The sequence below is a fragment of the Algoriphagus sp. UBA3586 genome (genome assembly GCF_002376385.1).
GTDB lineage: Bacteria > Bacteroidota > Bacteroidia > Cytophagales > Cyclobacteriaceae > Algoriphagus > Algoriphagus ornithinivorans.
Map to the genome: position 1 here is coordinate 1 of NZ_DFMT01000022.1, position 19,266 is coordinate 19,266.

The 19,266-nt window shown below is 40.7% G+C and carries 15 protein-coding genes; 7 read left to right on the forward strand and 8 right to left on the reverse strand.

Annotated elements, in window-relative coordinates; all coding sequences use genetic code 11:
- The 3 genes from B2906_RS07615 to B2906_RS07625 all read right to left on the reverse strand — a co-directional run.
- A partial coding sequence (locus tag B2906_RS07615; RefSeq protein ID WP_286936925.1) for a CIA30 family protein occupies positions 1-385 on the reverse strand: 385 nt, incomplete at its 3' end.
- Positions 386-623: 238 nt separating this feature from the next.
- The gene (locus tag B2906_RS07620; RefSeq protein ID WP_286936931.1) at positions 624-1,349 is read right to left on the reverse strand and encodes an SIMPL domain-containing protein; all 726 of its coding nucleotides are present in this window, start codon (positions 1,347-1,349) and stop codon (positions 624-626) included.
- 91 nt (positions 1,350-1,440) lie between these two features.
- Positions 1,441-2,913, reverse strand: a complete 1,473-nt coding sequence (locus B2906_RS07625; protein WP_286936937.1) for a M14 family zinc carboxypeptidase — start codon at positions 2,911-2,913, stop codon at positions 1,441-1,443.
- Between the two features lie 103 nt (positions 2,914-3,016).
- Between B2906_RS07625 and B2906_RS07630 the strand changes: the two genes are divergently transcribed.
- Entirely contained in the window at positions 3,017-4,027 is a 1,011-nt protein-coding gene (locus B2906_RS07630; RefSeq protein WP_286936944.1) for a dipeptide epimerase, read from the forward strand.
- 44 nt (positions 4,028-4,071) lie between these two features.
- On the opposite strand, the gene B2906_RS07635 is transcribed toward B2906_RS07630, so the two are convergent.
- The gene (locus B2906_RS07635; RefSeq protein ID WP_091653099.1) at positions 4,072-4,767 is read right to left on the reverse strand and encodes a response regulator transcription factor; all 696 of its coding nucleotides are present in this window, start codon (positions 4,765-4,767) and stop codon (positions 4,072-4,074) included.
- The gene (locus B2906_RS07640) at positions 4,764-6,476 is read right to left on the reverse strand and encodes a sensor histidine kinase (RefSeq protein WP_144607590.1); all 1,713 of its coding nucleotides are present in this window, start codon (positions 6,474-6,476) and stop codon (positions 4,764-4,766) included. Before B2906_RS07640 ends, B2906_RS07635 begins: the two co-directional genes overlap by 4 nt.
- 190 nt (positions 6,477-6,666) lie before the next feature.
- On the opposite strand from B2906_RS07640, the gene lysA reads away from it, so the two are divergent.
- The 5 genes from lysA to B2906_RS07665 all read left to right on the forward strand — a co-directional run bounded on the left by lysA (position 6,667) and on the right by B2906_RS07665 (position 14,177).
- Positions 6,667-7,899, forward strand: a complete 1,233-nt coding sequence (lysA, locus tag B2906_RS07645) for a diaminopimelate decarboxylase (protein WP_144607591.1) — start codon at positions 6,667-6,669, stop codon at positions 7,897-7,899.
- 176 nt (positions 7,900-8,075) lie between these two features.
- A complete protein-coding gene (locus tag B2906_RS07650) occupies positions 8,076-9,137 on the forward strand; it encodes a PorP/SprF family type IX secretion system membrane protein (RefSeq protein WP_339816979.1) in 1,062 nt (353 codons plus the stop codon).
- Between the two features lie 364 nt (positions 9,138-9,501).
- Complete coding sequence (locus B2906_RS07655; RefSeq protein WP_286936980.1) at positions 9,502-11,568, forward strand: T9SS type B sorting domain-containing protein; 2,067 nt, start codon at positions 9,502-9,504, stop codon at positions 11,566-11,568.
- Between the two features lie 3 nt (positions 11,569-11,571).
- Positions 11,572-12,597, forward strand: coding sequence for a PorP/SprF family type IX secretion system membrane protein (locus B2906_RS07660; RefSeq protein WP_144607593.1), 1,026 nt, complete (start codon positions 11,572-11,574; stop codon positions 12,595-12,597).
- Between the two features lie 50 nt (positions 12,598-12,647).
- Complete coding sequence (locus tag B2906_RS07665) at positions 12,648-14,177, forward strand: cryptochrome/photolyase family protein (protein WP_286936991.1); 1,530 nt, start codon at positions 12,648-12,650, stop codon at positions 14,175-14,177.
- Here the strand turns inward: B2906_RS07665 and B2906_RS07670 are convergent.
- The 3 genes from B2906_RS07670 to B2906_RS07680 form a co-directional block, all read right to left on the reverse strand.
- Complete coding sequence (locus B2906_RS07670) at positions 14,174-15,235, reverse strand: porin (protein WP_286936999.1); 1,062 nt, start codon at positions 15,233-15,235, stop codon at positions 14,174-14,176. The two genes, B2906_RS07665 and B2906_RS07670, sit on opposite strands and share 4 nt — an antisense overlap.
- A complete protein-coding gene (locus B2906_RS07675; protein ID WP_144607596.1) occupies positions 15,232-16,152 on the reverse strand; it encodes a mechanosensitive ion channel family protein in 921 nt (306 codons plus the stop codon). Before B2906_RS07675 ends, B2906_RS07670 begins: the two co-directional genes overlap by 4 nt.
- Positions 16,153-16,249: 97 nt before the next feature.
- Positions 16,250-17,359, reverse strand: coding sequence for a TolB family protein (locus tag B2906_RS07680; protein WP_286937014.1), 1,110 nt, complete (start codon positions 17,357-17,359; stop codon positions 16,250-16,252).
- 67 nt (positions 17,360-17,426) lie between these two features.
- On the opposite strand from B2906_RS07680, the gene B2906_RS07685 reads away from it, so the two are divergent.
- Positions 17,427-18,665, forward strand: coding sequence for a M20/M25/M40 family metallo-hydrolase (locus B2906_RS07685; protein ID WP_286937017.1), 1,239 nt, complete (start codon positions 17,427-17,429; stop codon positions 18,663-18,665).
- The last annotated feature ends 601 nt before the right edge of the window (positions 18,666-19,266 follow it).

Here is a 19,266-nt window from a genome sequence, read left to right on the forward strand (position 1 = left end):
CCTTAACCTGACGGCTATGGCCTCGGAAGGCAGGTTTGAATTGGTTTAAGGGGATGGTTATTTCCTCCCACTCACCGCTTGTTTGGAAACTTGCCACATAGGAATGATAATCTGATCGCTTTCTTTTAAATCGGAATTGATAGGTCTTTGTATCACCTCGAAGCCGAAATTTTACTTGAGAAGCTCCATCTATGATGGTTTTATCAGGTTGATATCTGACCGAGGAAAAGCCACCATTATTTTCTAGGGAAACTTTCCCCTCAAATACACCATGTCCCTCTGAATTGATAGAGAATGAGCCATCAGATCTTCCACCCATGACCACATCATCGATAATTCTCCAGTCTGATTTCTTACTATCGGATTGGAAGTCGTAAAGAGTCATGCTCGTAAATAATTGAATGAAAATAGCCAATAGTACCACTTAGATAGAATCCACTGGCTGTGAAATTGTTTGGAAAAATTAATTTGTATGGTTGTCTGCAAGTCTGCCAGTTACCATATTTTCTTTGCTTGACTGATTGAAGAGTGAAGAGTGAAGACCGAAGCTTCCCGAATTCTGATCCTTTTGCCTATTACTAAGCAATATTTTCTATTTAGTGGTGAAAAAGCGGATATAGACATTAATTTGATTCAAAAACTAATTTCATTGTGATGGATGCAGTTTTGTTTTTTGAACTGGTGTTAAAGGCTCCTCCCCAGGAATAATCTTCTCCTGAATTTTGTCCGGTGATTTGAAAAACTCCCATATTGGCAGAAATCAAATCGCCTAGTTTTGCCTCTGAATTTTCAGCGATGCGCTCCGCGCGAATTCTGGCATCTTCAGTTGCCTTTGCTATCATTTCCAATTTGAGCGACTCTAATTCGGTATAGTAGTATCGGGGTTGTTGGGAGTAAAAAGCAATTCCTTGATTTAATAATTCCGTGATTTCCCGGCTGATTTTTTCCACCTTTTCTACTTCCTTGGATTCAATTTGTAAGGATTGACTCAATTGATATCCAGTAAAGGTTTGCCCCATGTATCTTCCGTCATTGGAGTAGTTTTGCTGGTATTGGGGGTTTGTGATGACCGCGTTGAAAACCAATTGTTCCTTCGGAATTCCTTTGGAAACTAAATAGCTTGTGACCGATTCGCGATCTCTTTCCAGATTGGAATAGGCAGTCTGAAGGTCTTTGCTTTCCCGACTGAAATTTCCCTCCCATACGATCAGGTCAGAAGTGAAATTACTTTCTCCTAAGCCCGTCACATTAATGGTGCCTTGTGGCCTGTTTCGGTTGATTACTGCATGGCCCAGTACGATAGAAGAAAGAACTATGGCCAAAGAAAAAATAATGGAAGATGCTTTCATAGTGGTTTGTTAATGGATTAATATAAAAATTTTATACGAAAAAAAGCCCGGAAGGAATCCAGGCTTTTGGTCAATTCATAAATTTTAACGCTTAGAAAACCCGCTGCTTCAGAACCTGCTCTTTAGGGTTTTCAAGGTCAATGAGATATCCATTTACCACTGCGTATTTCAGTAAATCGCCTTCTGCTATAAAGAAGTTTGGCGAAGAGCCTGTCTTCCAGCCGGAATTGAAATCTTTTTTACTCTGTAAAACCAGAATGGGTAATTGATGAAGATCTCCAGGCTTTCCATTTTTTATCTTAACTCCCAAATAGCCTTGTCTCAATAGCTCCATCGCTTCTTCTGAACTGATAGCTGCCAAGTTTTCAAATTCTTGCTCGAATACCTTACCTTCCTTAAAACTTAAACCTGTTGCATCTATTTCTTCAAAGCCAAAATAGACCTGCATATCTCCTAAATCTTCGACGTTTCCAGTAACATAAAAAGTACTGTCTGCATTGCTTTCTCTTCTACGAATCGCTAGATCGACAGGGAATTTTTTCCCCTCAACTTCGACTTGCATCTCTTTGATGATCAGGTCAACCAATTGTAAATCGTTGTCAGGGATTGCAAAGTATTCATCAATGCTATGCTGTGCGTAGGATTGGGTGGCAATTTGATGTAGAGCATTCAGGATTATCAGGAAGTTTAATTTACGGATATACTGCTTTTCTGGGTCACCAACATAGCCTCCAGATTCAATCAGGATCGTACTGGTTCCCCATTTTTGGATATTATCTCCAAAAGCTCGTGGCTCAAATGCATCGTCATACTTTCCTACCTGTCCGGGAATAAGCTCTTGCAAAAGCCTGTTCATTCCCACTATGGTTTTCATGGCTCTTCCTCTTACCTCATTGATTTCTGTTTCATAATTATAGGCAGGAGCTAGAACAGAAATAGTTGCCTGCTTCGCTGTATTTACCACATTATAATAAACCTGTTGATCATGTAGGTTAAACCCGAATTCGGGCTCAAAGCTGTCTCTTGCATTTTTTAGAATCACAGCTTCCGGAGAAATCTGAGAAATTGCATCCCTATTTAAATCTATGTCTAAAGCATTTCTCCTTTGAAATATTTCCGCTCCGTCGGGGTTGATCATGGGAATAAACTTGAGGCTGAGGGAAGTTTTCAGGAGCTTTCTCAAGCTATCAAATTCGTCTCCGGATGCTTCCAAGAAATTGAAAAGATCAAATATAGCCATGGTGGCGGTGCTTTCATTTCCATGCATCTGAGACCAAAGCATGACCTTGGTTGAACCCTTACCCCAATCCAAAGATGTTATGGATCTTCCTTCTACTGACTTCCCCAATTCTGTTATTTGAAAAGAATTTTGATGCTTTTGAATCAATGGTTGTAAATCAGCATGCTTGAATCGTCTATGAGTAATAGCGGGCTCCTTAAATTTTTCAAAGGCACTTTCCAAAAAAGGGGTATTCAGGCTTTCAAACTTTTCTTCATTTGCCGTTTTGCATCCAATAATAAAAACTAAAAACAGCAAAAACAGGCTAAATTGATTTCTCTTCATTATTTTCATGTTTTCAAACAGATAGGATAGGAATAGAAGTAAATCTAGGAATCTTCTGTTGAAAAATCGGCCTATTTCTTACAATTCAGACTCTTTTCTTCCCATGAAATTATCTTATCAGGTATTTGATTTACCACTCCGACATACCTTCACGATTGCCCATCAAAGCAGGGATATTCAGGATACCCTCATCGTGACATTGGAGGATGCAGGTTTTTTCGGTTTAGGCGAGTCCACTACCAATCCCTTCTACGGCGTCACAATTGAAACTATGACGGAGGCCCTGGAAGCATTTAGGCCTGTATTGGAAGATACTAAAACGGTTAATCCAGAAACGCTTTGGGCCATGGGTAAAGATTATTTCAAAGGCAATCCCTTTGCTCAATGTGCATTGGATATGGCCGCATGGGATCTATTCACAAAAAGGCAGGGGCTAAAGCTATATCAATACCTTCAGTTACATCCTGAAAACATCCCCACCACCAACTTTACCATAGGAATTGCCAGCATTGAAAAGATGGTTCAGAAAATGAAGGAGGTGGACTGGCCTATTTATAAAATCAAATTAGGAACTCACGATGATCTGGCAATTGTGAAGGAACTGAGGAAGCATACCGATGCTGTTTTCAGAATAGATGCAAATTGTGCTTGGACCGCTGAAGAGGCCATCCGAAACTCTGAAGAATTGGTCAAATTAGGAGTGGAGTTTATGGAGCAGCCTTTAGGCAAGGATGACTTGGAAGGAATGCGGGAGGTGTACTTGCACTCTAAGTTACCTGTAATGGCAGATGAGAGTTGTATTGTAGAAGAAGATGTGAAAAAATGCCACGGTCTTTTTCACGCGATTAATGTCAAGTTGGTGAAGGCAGGCGGGATTACTCCGGGTTTGAGAATGATTCAAGAAGCGAAAAGATTGGGAATGAAAACGATGGTGGGTTGTATGACTGAATCCTCGGTGGGAATTTCTGCGATCGCTCATATCGCTCCACTTTTGGATTATGTGGATATGGATGGGGCGATGTTGCTGGCAAAAGATCCGGCAGATGGAGTTAAAATTAGCCCTGAAAAAGTGACCTTCCCTGAAAGGAATGGTATTGGAGCAGTTTTAGTATAAAAAAACCGTGAGCGAACTCACGGTTGGATTTGGGTTATTTTGAATTAAGATTCCCCAACAATCAGTTTAAAGCCTTCTCCATGTACCGTTATAATCTGAACTTTGGGGTCGTCTTTTAATATCTTTCGAATTTTACTCAAATAAACGTCCATACTTCTGGCGTTGAAGTAGCTGTCATCTCCCCAGATTTGCTTGAGTGCGTGAGATCGATTGACCAATCTATTCATCTCCGAAGCTAGGAGTCTCAGCAATTCATTTTCTTTAGAAGTGAGTTTATGCTTGCCTTTCGGGCCATCAAGAACTTGCTCATCGTAATGCAATTCAAAATCTCCGAAGTTGTAAACTTTCAATGCTTCTACTTCAGTGGATTTTTGTGTTCTTCTCAAAATTGCATTGACCCTCAATAGCAATTCTTCCATGCTGAAGGGCTTGGTGAGATAATCGTCTGCTCCGATTTTTAATCCTTCGATGATATCATCTTTTTGATTTTTCGCAGTCAAAAACAGGATAGGGAGATCATCCTGCACCTTTTTGATCTCCTTGGCTAAGGTAAAACCATCCTTTTTGGGCATCATGATATCCAATAGGCAAAGGTCGTATTTATCTTTTTTGAATTTATTCCATCCTTCTTCCCCATCCCGGCAAAGTGTGGGCTCATAGCCTTTCATTTCGAGATATTCCTTTAAGATATCACCCAAATTTGGGTCATCTTCCACCACTAGTAGTTTTGCTTTGCTCATTGTTTTTTGGGTAGATTAATTGTGAATGTACTTCCTTTTCCCAACTCACTCTGTACTTGAATTTCTCCTTTATGGGCTTCCAACATAGTTTTTACATAAGAAAGGCCCAATCCAAATCCTTTTACATCGTGGAGGTTTCCGGTAGGTACACGATAAAACTTATCAAATATTTTCTTCTGGGCATCCTTATTCATTCCTATTCCTTGGTCCGAAATACTTACCCATACTTGTTCTTCATTTTCCCAAGCTTTGATATGGATAGTGGGTTTTTCCCTACTATACTTATTGGCATTGTCGAGGAGATTATTGAATATATGAGTGACATGAAAGAAATCTCCTTGTATCAGTCCATCGCTCAGTTCATTTTCAAACTCAATATTTCCTTCCCTTTTTTCTATCTGTAATGAAAAATGATCCACTGCATTCTCCAGGAGTTCGGAAAGGTCGATGTCTTCCACCTTGAGTTTAAAATCCTTCTTATCTAACGCAGCTGCCTGCAATACGTTTTCTACTTGGGCTACAAGCCTTTTATTTTCATCTTTAATAATGCCTAAATACCGGGTTCTAAATTTATCCTGAGATGAAAGTTCAGGGTCCTGAAGTGCTTCCACCGCCAAACTCACCGTTGCTAATGGAGTTTTAAACTCATGAGTCATGTTATTGATGAAATCATTTTTTGTATCCGAAAGCGCTTTTTGTTTGAAAATGACACGAATTGCATAGATGAAACACCAGATGATTACTCCGATAAATAAGATGGAAGAGGACACGGGTAGCCATACTTGACGAAGTACATGGTTGTTTTTCTCCGGAAAGAATATGTAGAGGTAATTCTCCTTTCCAAAAATGTCATTGGGGAAAAGCTTGGCCTGTATGCCATATTGAACTAGTCGGAATGGTTCAGACACAGGTCCGATAGGCATCAAGAGACCATCGTCTTTTAACAGGCCCAATTCGAAATCTTCATAAATTCCTCTTTCCAGCAGGTGATTTTTGACCAGTTTTCTTACCTGAGAAGTATCAAGGCGGTTTAAAATGGCTTTTTGCCCAGCTGCCATTTCTTCCCAAGTTTGGTTAATCAGGTCAATTTTTAGGTTGGTTTTTTTGATTTTTTCCAAGGCATCCTCGGAGACATTGACCTCTTTTTCGAAGTTTGGATCCAAGTAGCTCCCTGTTGGCCCTAAACTGTATACTTCCACCTGGCTGAGGTATTGTAACTGCCTCTCCTTTTCCTCCAAAAGGATAGCCATTTCATCCGGAGTAAAAATAGTAGAGGCTACCTCAGGAGTCATAAGCGTAAAAAATCTTTCCATTTCCTGTAAAACGGATAAGTCAATTCCTCTGGATTCCAGCATCCTTCTGAAAGTAGCACTGACCTGAGGAACTGGAGTAATTTTTAAGGTATCGATGATAGAGGGCCCCCTTCTAAAACCTGATTTGGGGCGAATTTCAAAATCAATAGGTTCAATTTTCTCAAAAAGTGATTTTTGAAGAATGGGGTCCTTCATTAATTGGCTTAGCAAAACGTCACTAGCTTCACTCTTTTCGAGTTGATCTGTAGTCCCTGCCAGTGCTTGATAGACATCCTGATCAAACCTTTCTTGATTGATTCGGATCGCATTTCTCACCCAATAGTATTGAAATCCCACCAAGCCAAGGCTGGCTACGGACATCAAAACAATTATTAAAGTGATCTTATTTTTGGACATGTTACAAATTTAAAGGCTTATCGGGGGAGAAAGGTAGGGTTAACAATATTTAACGGCTTGAATGAAAGACCATTGAAGGCAAGTTTAAATGGGATTTTGTACCCAGAAAGCCCCTCTGAGATGCTAATTGAGGGCTATTTATTCTTCATTCTAGGGCTATTTAGCTATCTTTGTGGCCAAATTTGAGAACATGCCACAAGCTATTAAACCTACTCATATTCAAGGAATTTCCTTGGAATCTATTGCTGAAAAATATGGAACGCCTCTTTATGTGTATGACGGTGAGAAAATCACCAATCAAGTGCATGCTATTCAAAAGGCTTTTCTGGGAGTACCTTTAAAAATAAAATACGCGACCAAGGCTTTATCCAATATCAGTATACTCAAACTGATCAAAAATGCGGGTGCTGGAGTGGATGCAGTCTCCTTGGAGGAAGTGAAATTGGGATTGATGGCAGGTTTTCAGCCTTCAGAAATCATGTATACTCCGAGCGGAGTAGGCTTTGATGAGATTGAGGAGGCTGTAGATCTAGGTGTGATGATTAATTTGGACAGCCTTCCTTTGATGCAAAAATTTGGAGAGGTCTATGGCAACAAAGTGGGCGCTTGTATCCGGATCAATCCTCACATCATGGCTGGAGGGAATATCAAAATTTCCGTAGGTCATAAAGCAAGTAAATTCGGGATTTCCATAGAGCAACTTCCTGAAATTCTGGAAATTGTCAAAGAAAAAAACCTTAAGATCGTTGGGCTTCATGTGCATACCGGATCTGATATTTTAGATGCAGAAATATTCTTAAGAGGAGCCAATGTTTTATTCGATACGGCGTTTAAATTTCCAGACCTGGAGTTTATCGATTGTGGAGGAGGGTTTAAGGTTGCCTATAAAGAAGGAGATCCAAGAACCGACATTCAGGAGGTAGGGGAAAAGGTCAGCGAGGCTTTTCAGCAATTTTGTGAAAAATATGGAAAGCAATTGGAGCTGTGGCTAGAACCAGGTAAGTTTTTGGTCAGTGAGTCGGGGTACTTGCTGGTGAAAACCAATGTAGTGAAGAAGACACCTTCCATCACTTTTGCAGGTGTTGATTCCGGCCTGAATCATTTGTTGAGGCCCATGCTATACGATGCCTATCATGATGTTTATAATCTGAGCAATCCCGATGGAAACACTCATACGTATAATATTGTCGGGTACATCTGTGAAACTGATACCATTGCTTCAGACAGGGAGCTTTCTGAAGTAAGAGAAGGGGATATTTTAGTAATCAAAAATGCGGGGGCTTACGGGTTTAGCATGGCTTCTAATTATAACTCCCGCTTGAGACCTGCCGAAGTTTTAGTATGGGAAGGGAAATCCCATTTAATCAGGACTAGAGAGACGATAGAGGATTTGACTAGAAATCAAGTGGTTATCGATATTTAGTCGAATGTTTCCAAAGGCAAGAAGTCTTTGGTATAGTTATTGAATATCGAGGGTGATTATAGATCTATAGTTTAGTTAAAAAAGGTCAGAAACAAATAATTGATTGATCACCCCAATCATAAGCCCTAGTAGTTTCATAACCTTTTAACATTCAAAATTCTTTTGCCAATTGGCTAATGGCTAATTTGCAGAAGGAGGGATTACGTATGGTGAGGAAATTAATAGGATTGGTACTTTTACTGGGGCTAGGGATAAACTCCTTAGCTCAGGATGTACAGTATTCTCAATTCTATGCTGCTCCCCTTTATCTGAATCCAGCATTGACAGGCGCTTCCGAGCTCACCAGAATTGGCGTCAATTACCGAAATCAATGGCCTGGCCTGGACCAAAATTTCAATTCCTATTCATTTTACATAGACCATTATATTTTTGACTACAATAGTGGTATCGGTCTTATTTTCAATGGCAATAGAGAAAGTATGGCTAATCTTGCCACCAATGAGGTAGGACTTTCTTATGCTTACAAATTGCAGTTGGGAGAGGAAACCTTTTTCAGATTAGGGGGACAAGCAAGTTATATGCAGCGGGATGCTTTTTTCTCTGACTTGGTTTTTGGAACTCAAATTGACATCATCAATGGGACAATAGGCGGTATTACAGACGAGCTGAATGGTATTCCAATAGATAGCAGGTACAACTTTTTTGATTTTGCCCTAGGTGGGATGTTTTATAGTAAAAACTTCTGGTTAGGTGCCTCTGCGCATCATCTCAGTGAGCCCAATGTTTCTTTTGTGGAAGGTCAAATGTCCAAACTTCCGATGAAGCTATCAGCTCAAGGAGGATTCAAATTTGATTTTACCGGAGGAAGAAGAGATTATTTTACCCATGCATACCAAGAGCGGGCAATTTCCTTTGCATTTAATTACAAACAGCAAGACCCTTTCAACCAATTAGATATTGGTACTCAGTTGTATTTGGATCCATTGGTATTGGGACTTTGGTATAGAGGTTTGCCAACCAAAAACTCCTTACCCAACAATGAGTCAATTATCGGCTTAGTCGGCGTATCACTTCCGACCGGTCTGGACATAGGCTACTCCTATGATTTTACGGTCTCCAAATTAGGGTTGAGAAACTCCGGAGGAGCACATGAAGTCTCAGTTACTTATCGATTTTTATGGGGAGATGCCAAAAACAGAAATCTTAGGGCACGAACTATCCCTTGCTTCAGATACTGATTTTCAGAAGGAAAGCTGAGTAAAGCGAAAAAAAATTAAAAATATTTTAAAAAAATTTTAAGGCCTGTTTTTCAGGCCTTTTTCATTTCGTCACCTAAAAAAAGCTTCATCACCGCTATTTTTTGGAAATGGTAGAATTTCTAGAAAAATAAGATTTTTTAAAGCTGCATTTCATATTTGCTTCGTATATACAAACCCTTGGAAATAAGAATCAAACTATTATTATTAGGTGTAAATAGTGATTTAATAGAATATCATTTTGTTGTATTTGATTTACAAAAAATAATATTCTAAAAAATGAAATACACAAAATAGGTTTTATAAGGCAAATTTCACCCATCGAAATTCATAGTCAAAATAGGAAATGCAATTAGGGCTAAAAACATATGGAAAATCACTTCTTCTGCTCCTGCTGAGCATTGGAATGTATTTTCCTGCTTTTGCCCAATTTTCTTTTGAGGTTCCCAATTCAGCCAATCAGAGAATACTCTCTTACAATTCAATCCAAGTGGAGGTAAGCGGTAAACTTGCTCTTTGTTCCCATTCTGAGAAAGGACATATTAATTTGGATATCAAAGGGGGAACACCTCCTTATACTTTTAGATGGAACACCAATGAAACCACTCAAAACAGAACCAATCTTTTTGCAGGTACTTACACTGTTGAAATCACTGATGCGACTGGATTTAAGCACATAGAAAAAATTGTGGTTCAACCGCCTTTCCCGTTGATTTTAAATCCTGTTGAAAAGAAAGACGCAAGTTGTGGTTCCGGCAATGATGGTTCAGCAAAAATTTCTGTTAAAATCGGAAGAGGAGAGCCGTACAAAGTAAAATGGAGCAATGGTCTGACCAATGTTTGGGAGGTAAACAATCTTAAGCCAGGAACATACACTGTAACCGTCATCGACAAATACAATTGTGATGTCACCACCAGTTTTGAAATAGGATCTGCATCTGAAGGAATGAGTGTATCCGAGTCTATCACCAACAGTTCTTGCCAAGGAAAAAATGACGGGACAATTTCTCTTTCTGTAAGTGGAGGTGTTGGACCTTATACTTATAAGTGGAACACCGGTGCTAGCACTAAGGATGTTTCAAACCTTAAATCCGGAATTTATGAGGTGTTGATTAAAGATAGTAAGGGTTGTGCTTTTCAGGGAATTTACAAAGTGGATGAGCCAAAAGGAATGGAGCTTAAGTCCAATTTTCTCGCTCCAAGCTGTTCTTCATCAGAAAATGGTCAGATCACTTTGGATATTAACGGAGGAACAGCACCATATACCTACTCTTGGAGCAATGGCATGACCGGATCTGAAATCAAAAACCTTCCAGCAGGGACTTACCAAGTGAAGGTTACTGATGCTTCAGGTTGCTTCATCCAACAAGAATTTAAGCTTGAAAATCAATCAGCATTAAATCTTCAACTGGTTCAATCCAAAAACTTGAGCTGCTCAGGTGAAAATGATGGAGAAATTGAAATCAAAGTAACTGGAGCAAAAGGAACTGTTGATATTACTTGGTCAGACGGAGTGAAAGGCAGTCTTTCCAGGAAAAATCTAGCCGCTGGCACCTATGAAGTAAAAGTGACAGATGAAAGTGGTTGCTCATCCACTAAAGCTGTTCAGGTTGGTCAAAATGAATCAATCACAGCCAGAATCGAGTCAGCCCTTGAGGTGAACTGTGATCAAGGTACAGTGAAAGGAAATGCTTGGGTTTCTTTCCAAGGAGGTAAAGCACCGTTTAAAATTAAGTGGAGCACAGGAGAGGTTGACAAAAAGGAAATCACTTTCAATCAATCGGGAACGCTAAAGGTGACAATCACTGATGCCTTAGGTTGCAAAGTAGAAACAGAAGCTAAAGTTGATTTTCCTAAGGCGGCCACTCAGGGAGGAAGACTTGATTTTAACTATAGAAAACTGGTTATCAATGCTGATCCAGAAGTACTTACCCGGGAAGAAATACTTTTTGAGAGTGAGATTGCCCCTGAGTTTATCGCCTGGGAGTGGAATTTCGGAGATGGAAAAGTTTCCTCAGAAAAAGACCCAATCCATGTTTTTGAAAAAGCAGGGATTTATGAAGTGAAATTGACGGGCTTTGATATTTATGGTTGCTCTTCTTTTGAAACGAACAGAATTCAAGTGGCAACAGCCACTGAAATGGTAGTCATCCCGAATGCATTTACGCCAAACGGAGATGGATTAAATGATACTTTCTTACCAAAAATGAAGGCAATCACCGCCTTTACTATGGAAGTCTTTAATACCTGGGGAGAAAGGCTATTTGTTGAATCAGGTTTGGAAGCTCGTGGATGGGATGGTACCTACCGTGGACAAACCTTACCTGCAGGAAACTACCTATATAAAATCACCTATACCAACCGCGAAGGTATCCAAAGTACCAAAAGCGGAGGAATCACCCTAATCAGATAGGTTATGAAAACATTATTTACGTTTATCATCCTAAGTTGTGTATGCCTAAGCCTTCGTGCTCAGGATGTGCAATATTCCCAGTTTTATGCCGCTCCCTTGTACTTGAACCCTGCTATGGCAGGTGCTTCTGAGATGACCCGAATCGGAGTGAATTATAGAAATCAATGGCCTGGGTTAGATCAGTCCTTTACCTCATATTCAGCCTATTTGGATCATTATATTTTTGGAGCTAATAGCGGAATCGGAATTGTTTTCAACAGATCTGAGCAAAGCATGGCCAATCTTAGCGTATCCGAAATTGGAGCTTCATATTCTTATCGCGCAAGATTGGGGTTTAAATCCTTTTTGAGAGTAGGCGGCCAGGTGTCTTATATGGATAGAGATGCATACTTTGGTAATTTATTGTTTGGTAGCCAAATCGATGATCAAACTGGAGCAGTGGGTGATTTCTCCGGTGAAAATTTAGGTTCTGATTTCCGTCATCAGTTCGTGGACTACAGCTTTGGAATGTTATTTCACAATGATAATTTCTGGTTTGGAGCATCCGCTCATCACGTGACTCAGCCTAATATTTCTTTCATAGAAGGAGAAATCAGTGAGTTGCCTATCAAGGTTTCCGCACATGGAGGAATAAAGCTAGACCTTTCAGGTGGTTCGTCTACCCAATTCTACAATCAGAGAACAGGCACCAAAGAGTTGACTTTCGCATTTAATTATAAAAATCAAGGACCATTTACTCAGTTGGATTTAGGAACTCAGATTAATATTCAACCATTGGTTTTGGGAGTTTGGTACAGAGGAATCCCGGTTTCTGATAAATCCCAGCCCAACCATGAGTCAGTAATTGCTTTGGTAGGAATTTCATTGGGCGGTGGATTGGATATTGGATACAGCCACGATTTCACCCTTTCTTCTTTGGGAAATGCCAATACAGGAGGTGCTCATGAAATCTCCATTCGATACAGCTTCCTGGCTGGCTCTGCAAAAGGAAGAGGCCGAACTTCATCTATGCCTTGCTTCAAATATTAAAATCAAAACAAACCTCAATCAAAAAGGCTTTTATCAGAAAGCCTTTTTTTATGTCTAAAACCTTACGCCTAATTCTCGGAGATCAATTAAACTCAAAACATTCCTGGTTTGATAAAGCCGACAAGAACAATCATTATTTGATTGCAGAAATGAGGCAGGAGACAGATTATGCTCCTCACCATATTCAAAAAGTGCTAGCGTTTTTTGCCTCCATGCGAAACTTTGCAAAAAGTCTAGAGGAAGCAGGCCATCAGGTAATTTACTTTCAACTCGACAATAAAAATAATCCTCAAAAGCTGGATGAATTAATTGAGCAAGTTATCAAAGAAGGTGAATTTGAAAGGTTTGAATACCAGCTGCCTGATGAGTATCGTTTGGATGAGCAGCTGAAAAATATTAGTGAATCTCTGGAAATTGAGTCTAAGGCTTATGATACAGAGCATTTTTTGACGGAAAGAGAATTCCTCAAGGATTTTTTCAAGGGCAAGAAGACTTATTTGATGGAGTCATTTTATAGGGAGATGAGGAAGAAATTTGACATCCTCATGGATGGAAAGGAGCCGGTGGATGGAAAATGGAATTTTGATCAGGAAAACAGACAGGCCCTGAAAGACAAGCGTCTTTTGCGTAAACCAAAATTACATCCCAAAGATCTCTCTGATATTCATAAAATGATTGAAAAAGCGGAGGTCAAAACAATTGGAGGAGTAGATCCTAAAAACTTCCCTTGGCCTACCTCCAGAGAAGAATCATTGGAGGTGCTGGATCATTTTTGTAATAATTTATTGGTTCATTTTGGAGACTATCAGGACGCTTTGACTACTTGGGATCCTTATTTATTTCATTCTCGACTGAGTTTTGCCATGAATTCAAAAATGCTTTCCCCTCTGGAAGTGGTGGAGGAAGTAGAAAAATACTGGGAAGAACATCGCGATGAGATTGCCATTTCCCAAGTGGAAGGCTTTATCCGGCAGATCATAGGTTGGAGAGAATACATGCGGGGAGTTTATTGGGCTAAAATGCCGGACTTTGCGGAAATGAACTTTTTTGGGCATGATCGCAAGTTGCCTGATTGGTTTTGGACTGGTCAAACCAAAATGAAATGCCTTTCCCACTCCATTACCCAGTCTTTGGAGAAATCCTATGCACATCACATCCAAAGATTGATGGTCACAGGCAACTTTGCTTTGCTTGCAGGAATAGACCCCGATGAATTGGATCAGTGGTATTTGGGGATATACATAGATGCGATCGAATGGGTAGAAATCACCAATACGCGCGGGATGAGTCAGTTTGCAGATGGAGGAATCGTAGGGACCAAACCTTATGTTTCTTCAGCCAATTACATCAAAAAAATGGGTAATTACTGTGAGCATTGTGCTTACAATCACAAGGAAAAAGTTGGAGAAAAAGCCTGTCCTTTCAACAGCCTATATTGGCAATTTTATGAAAGAAATCGGGTGAAATTGGAAAAAAACCCCAGGATAGGAATGGCTTATAGAACTTTGGATAAATTGAAAAATAAGCAGGAAATCCTCCATCAGGCGGAAAGTTATTTGGAGAAACTTAATGAGCTTTAATTCAAAGTGAATGCGATAGAACCCAGCAGAAAGAAATCAGTTGAATTGCCATTATCTTGACCCAAAGATGGCCCAGTCAGGTAACGGCCTTCCAATCTGAGGATGGCAACCTTTCCCAAGGTCCAATCGGTATTCAAAGATATTCCCCCTGTTTCTATGCCCCAATTATTCAAGCTTGTAGCAATTGCCTGGAAGGGATCATGATAATATTCATAGCGAATTGCTGAGGCAAATTTTCCAGAAAATTGCCGCTGTAAAATTAAGGAAGTTCCCCACCAAGTTGGGTTAAAATCCCCTTCTACAGTTCGATTTCCTACATCCAGCCCTATGATTAAGTTCCATTTTTGATCAAGGCGAAACTTCCCAAAAAGATTGCTGAAATAAAGATAAGTACCACTTTCTGCAGGTTGATCAGTGCCCAAAAATGTACTCCAATTCAAAGTAGTATTTTCATTGGGAGTATAGGTTGCCCGTGTTCCAAAAGACGGAGCAGCCTTGCCGGGGATAAACCGAATTCTTTGCCATCCATTGAGCACCAAAAAAGCAAAATCCCATCGTTGGTTCATTTTCCATTTTAACCTTGCGCCTGTTTCAAAATAAGGGCTGTTTTCGGCGATAAGAGAACGCGACAATGTCAGATTTTTGGTAGAAATCGCATTTTCGAAGCCTATATGAGAAGGCAAAACGCCTACATCCAGCCAGAGCGATTGATTCTGGTCCAGAGCTACACCTACATTGGCTTGGTGAATCCATCGCAAGGCCTTGGGCTCCTCGCTTAAATTGTCCTGGGCATAAGTACCTTGCTGAATGCCTAGATTTGCACGGAAATATTTCGACTTTAACTGAACAGTCACTAAAGCCAAATTGATGCTTGGCCTGTTTTTTCTATTATGATTGTAAAGAAAAGGAAACCTATCACCAGCCAATGGTTCTCTGAAATCCTGTCCATAGTAAAGATCTACAAATCCTGAAATATCCCATTGTATTGGTTTTTCATCCTCTTGACCAAAGGTCGGGAAGGAGCAGGTTAGGAGACAAAGGATGATAATTTTTTTCAAGTCGTCTCTGATTTTTCTAACACAACTCGGGTTCGAGGGAGAGCATCCGGATAGTTTTTCTGAAGAAATTCTACCATTTTTTCCCTAACATGAACGCGAAGATCCCAAGCAGTAGGAGAATTTCGTGCTGATACCAAAATCCTACTTTCTACAGTCCTTTCGGAAGCATTGGTGACCTGAAGAACTTTGACTTTTTTATCCCATAGATTGGTCTTTTCCAGGATTCTGTCCAGCTCTTCTCTCAATGCATCAAATGGAACCGTGTAATCGGTGTAGAGAAAAACAGAACCAATTATGTCAGCAGAGCTTCTGGTCCAGTTTTGAAAAGGCTTTTCCAAAAAGTAGGTTGTGGGTAAAACCAAACGTCTTTGATCCCAAATCCTGACTACCACATAGGTTAGGTTGATTTCTTCAATCCAGCCCCATTCGCCTTCGACCACCACCGCATCATCCAGCCGGAATGGCTGTGCAAAGGCAATTTGGATTCCTGCAATCAGTGCCCCTATAGCTTTTTGTGCTGAGAAACCGATTATTATACCCGCTACACCTGCGGAGGCGAAGACTCCAACTCCGATTTTTCGAATAGGCTCGAAAGAAATCAAGATCAGCCCGATTCCCAGAACGATGATAACAAAGTTTGTGATCTTTTGAAGGATATTGAGTTGGGTGTATACCTTTCTTGCCCTGAGATTATCTTCTTTGCTGATATCGTATTGTTTCAGGAAAATCCGCTTGAGGATTCCTGTAAAAACCAATAGACACCAGGTAAATCCCGAAATGATCAGAATGGTATTGAGGTGAGGAAGATAACTCCAAAAGCCTTCCCAAGATTCAGATTCTCCTTTGTAGTAGATTTTGGCTATGACCAGAAGAAGGGTGACCAAAAAAGGAATGATTAATCTTCGATAAATCTTCATTTCAAAAATAGGTTGAGAAGGCAGAAGATAAAAAAGGATTTGCAAGCATGCAAAAAAGAAAAACCGCAAGAGTTTTTAGCCCCTGCGGTCTCAAGCTTTAATCACCGATCCACTCGGCGACAAATAAGTTGGTGTCCCGAGTTCCACCATTATTTCTATTGGAGGAGAATACCAGATATTTACCATCGTTGGAAAAGACCGGAAATGCATCGAAGGTGTCATTTTCAGTGATTCTGACTAATCCTGAGCCATCTAAGTTGATCATATACAGATTGAATGGGAAGCCACGCTCGGTGTGATGGTTAGAAGCGAAAATCAGCTTTTTACCTGATGGGTGGAAAAAAGGAGCCCAGTTCGCCTGACCCAAATCCGTTACTTTTTGAATATTGCTCCCATCTGCATCGGCTACATATAATTCCATTTCAGTTGGCTTCACTAATCCTTCAGCCAATAACTCTTGATATTCTTTGATCTCCTCTTCAGTCTTAGGGCGGGAGGCTCTCCATACTAATTTGCTTCCATCAGGAGAAAAGAATGCTCCGCCGTCATAGCCTAAATCTGAGGTTATTTGCTTCACATCACTTCCATCAATATTCATGGTAAACAATTCCAAATCCCCAGTACGCATGGATGTAAATACAATTTTATCCCCTTTCGGTGATAGGGTAGCTTCCCCATCATAGCCAGGTTCATTGGTTAGTTGGGATAAAAGATTACCACTCAAGTCCGCAGTGAAAATATCATAGGTATCATAAATAGGCCAAACGTATTTCCCGTCAGTTCTTCTTTCAGGAACAGGAGGGCAGTCGTCCCCGCCCAGATGAGTGGAGGCATAGACGATGGCTTCATTGCCTGGAAGAAAATAAGCACAAGTCGTTCTTCCCAATCCTGTTGAGATCCGCTGAGGAGCGTTATTTTTCAAATCATCCTTTCTCCAGTCGGTATAGAAAATCTGATCACAGGAAGCTCCCCAGGCTGCATAATCAGACTGGAAAACCAATAAGGAGTCATCAAATGACCAGTACGCTTCTGCATTATTGCCTCCAAAAGTCAATTGTTTGATATTTCTGAGGTACTTCATTTCATTTTCAGAAAGAAGTAATGAGTCAGTAGTAGTGTGAGTTGGAGTTTCAAGCTCTTCGGTGCTTGAGTTTTTGGGAGAGCAGGAAATGATCAAAGCGATCAAAGCGAATAAAGAAAGACGCATTTTGTATTCATTTTATTTTGCTGCGCGAAGATACCAATTATTATCTTTGAGCTAAACTCCTGCTTTTATGAAATTCAATACTCTGATTATTACCTCTTTGATAGCAACTGTGATGCTGTCTTGTCAGTCGGCTCCCAGCGATGATAAGCTATTGTCAAACTTGAAAAAAGATGTCAGTTTCTTGGCTGCAGACCAACTGGAAGGCCGTGCTATTGGCACAGAAGGAGAAGAGCAAGCTGCCCAATATTTGGCAGAGCGTTTTGAGCAAATAGGAATTGAGCCCAAAGGAACCTCTGGATTCTTCCAGGAATTTACCGTTTCCAAACCATCCAACCCTCATGAAGAAGCTGTGATTGGCACAGACGGAGAAGGAATCACAGGTAGAAATGTTCTAGGCTTCATTGATAATCAGGCTGAAAAAACAATTGTGATAGGGGCTCATTTTGACCATTTGGGATTTGGTGGAGTGGGTTCTTTGCATCGGGGAGATTCCGCCATCCATAATGGAGCAGATGATAACGCTTCCGGCACTGCTGCACTCTTGGCTTTGGCAGAACTATTAAAGCATCAAAAGCATCAGTCCAACTTTTTGTTTATCGCATTTTCGGGAGAAGAAAATGGTCTTTGGGGGTCTAATTATTTTGTAAAAAATCCAACCATAGATTTAGAAACTGTCAACTTCATGGTCAACATGGATATGGTTGGTCGGCTTAACGAAGAAAAAACCCTAGCCATCAATGGAGTGGGCACCAGTCCAAGTTTTGTGTCTGCTTTGGATCTAGTGAATGCAGACAGTTTGAAATTAGTAACCTCCGAATCAGGAGTTGGCCCTTCTGATCATACCTCATTTTACTTGCAGGATTTACCTGTTTTACATTTTTTCACTGGTCAGCACGAAGACTATCACAAACCTTCAGACGATTCAGAAAAGATCAATTATGAGGGCTTGTTGAAGGTAGTTAGATACATAGAGCGATTGGTTGGGAAGCTGGATGAGGAACCAAAATTGGCCTTTACCAAAACCAAGGACAGTTCAGGTGATTCGCCCCGATTCACGGTTTCTTTGGGCGTAGTTCCGGATTATTTATTTGATGGCAAGGGCATGAGAATCGATGGAGTTTCGGAAGACAAGCCCGCTCAAGCTGCAGGTTTGCAAAAAGGAGATGTCATTGTGCAATTAGGAGATTCTAGCGTAGTGGATATGATGAGCTATATGCGAGCGTTAAGCGCTTTCCAAAAAGGAGATGAAGCGAAACTTTGGTACGAACGCGATGGGCAGAAGCTAGAAGCGCAGGTGAAGTTTTGAGGCTTGGCGGGAAGAAATGCTCGCGGCGTCGCAGCGGCGCGGAGGGTTTGATCTGGAGTTAATTTGGTTTACCGTCACTGTGAGCGGAGCTTGCGGAGCGAAGCAGTCTTACAATCATCTCCATCAAAAGGATAGATTAGGCAAAGGGTGTGTGAAGCTATGTTTTTTATCTATGTGGGCTATTGTGGCTATGTGGTGAAAAAAAGGCTCGCGGCGTCGCAACGGCGCGGCGATAATGTCTCCCGCCAAGGATGGAAGGGGCAAAGAGATTTTTTGAAGGTTGATCAAATCGCACCGCTGGTGCTTTGACAAGTTTGTGACTTTATTCTCTACAATCAGGTCGCACCTCTGGTGCTCTAAAAGAGTTCTGCCTCTTAAAGCCTCAGAGAGGCGTTATGATTGTAGAAAGTCGAAGAAAGAGTTATCAAGAGCTTCAGAGAAGCGATTTGATAGTTAATTCATCTTATCATCTCCCGCAAAAGATAGATTAAAAGGGTGTGTGAAGCTATGCTTTCTATCCTCTCTATGTGGTTTAAAACAGGCTCGCGGCGTCGCAACGGCGCGGCGATAATGTCTCCCGCCAAGGAAGGAAGAAGTAAAG

Excerpts from the sequence above, each read along its gene's own strand:
- B2906_RS07680 (WP_286937014.1), bottom strand. The coding sequence starts at position 17,359 with ATGCGTCTTTCTTTATTCGCTTTGATCGCTTTGATCATTTCCTGCTCT.
- lysA (WP_144607591.1), top strand. The coding sequence starts at position 6,667 with ATGCCACAAGCTATTAAACCTACTCATATTCAAGGAATTTCCTTGGAA.
- B2906_RS07635 (WP_091653099.1), bottom strand. The coding sequence starts at position 4,767 with ATGAGCAAAGCAAAACTACTAGTGGTGGAAGATGACCCAAATTTGGGT.
- B2906_RS07665 (WP_286936991.1), top strand. The coding sequence starts at position 12,648 with ATGTCTAAAACCTTACGCCTAATTCTCGGAGATCAATTAAACTCAAAA.
- B2906_RS07660 (WP_144607593.1), top strand. The coding sequence starts at position 11,572 with ATGAAAACATTATTTACGTTTATCATCCTAAGTTGTGTATGCCTAAGC.
- B2906_RS07655 (WP_286936980.1), top strand. The coding sequence starts at position 9,502 with ATGCAATTAGGGCTAAAAACATATGGAAAATCACTTCTTCTGCTCCTG.
- B2906_RS07650 (WP_339816979.1), top strand. The coding sequence starts at position 8,076 with ATGGCTAATTTGCAGAAGGAGGGATTACGTATGGTGAGGAAATTAATA.
- B2906_RS07675 (WP_144607596.1), bottom strand. The coding sequence starts at position 16,152 with ATGAAGATTTATCGAAGATTAATCATTCCTTTTTTGGTCACCCTTCTT.
- B2906_RS07620 (WP_286936931.1), bottom strand. The coding sequence starts at position 1,349 with ATGAAAGCATCTTCCATTATTTTTTCTTTGGCCATAGTTCTTTCTTCT.
- B2906_RS07640 (WP_144607590.1), bottom strand. The coding sequence starts at position 6,476 with ATGTCCAAAAATAAGATCACTTTAATAATTGTTTTGATGTCCGTAGCC.
- B2906_RS07685 (WP_286937017.1), top strand. The coding sequence starts at position 17,427 with ATGAAATTCAATACTCTGATTATTACCTCTTTGATAGCAACTGTGATG.
- B2906_RS07630 (WP_286936944.1), top strand. The coding sequence starts at position 3,017 with ATGAAATTATCTTATCAGGTATTTGATTTACCACTCCGACATACCTTC.
- B2906_RS07625 (WP_286936937.1), bottom strand. The coding sequence starts at position 2,913 with ATGAAGAGAAATCAATTTAGCCTGTTTTTGCTGTTTTTAGTTTTTATT.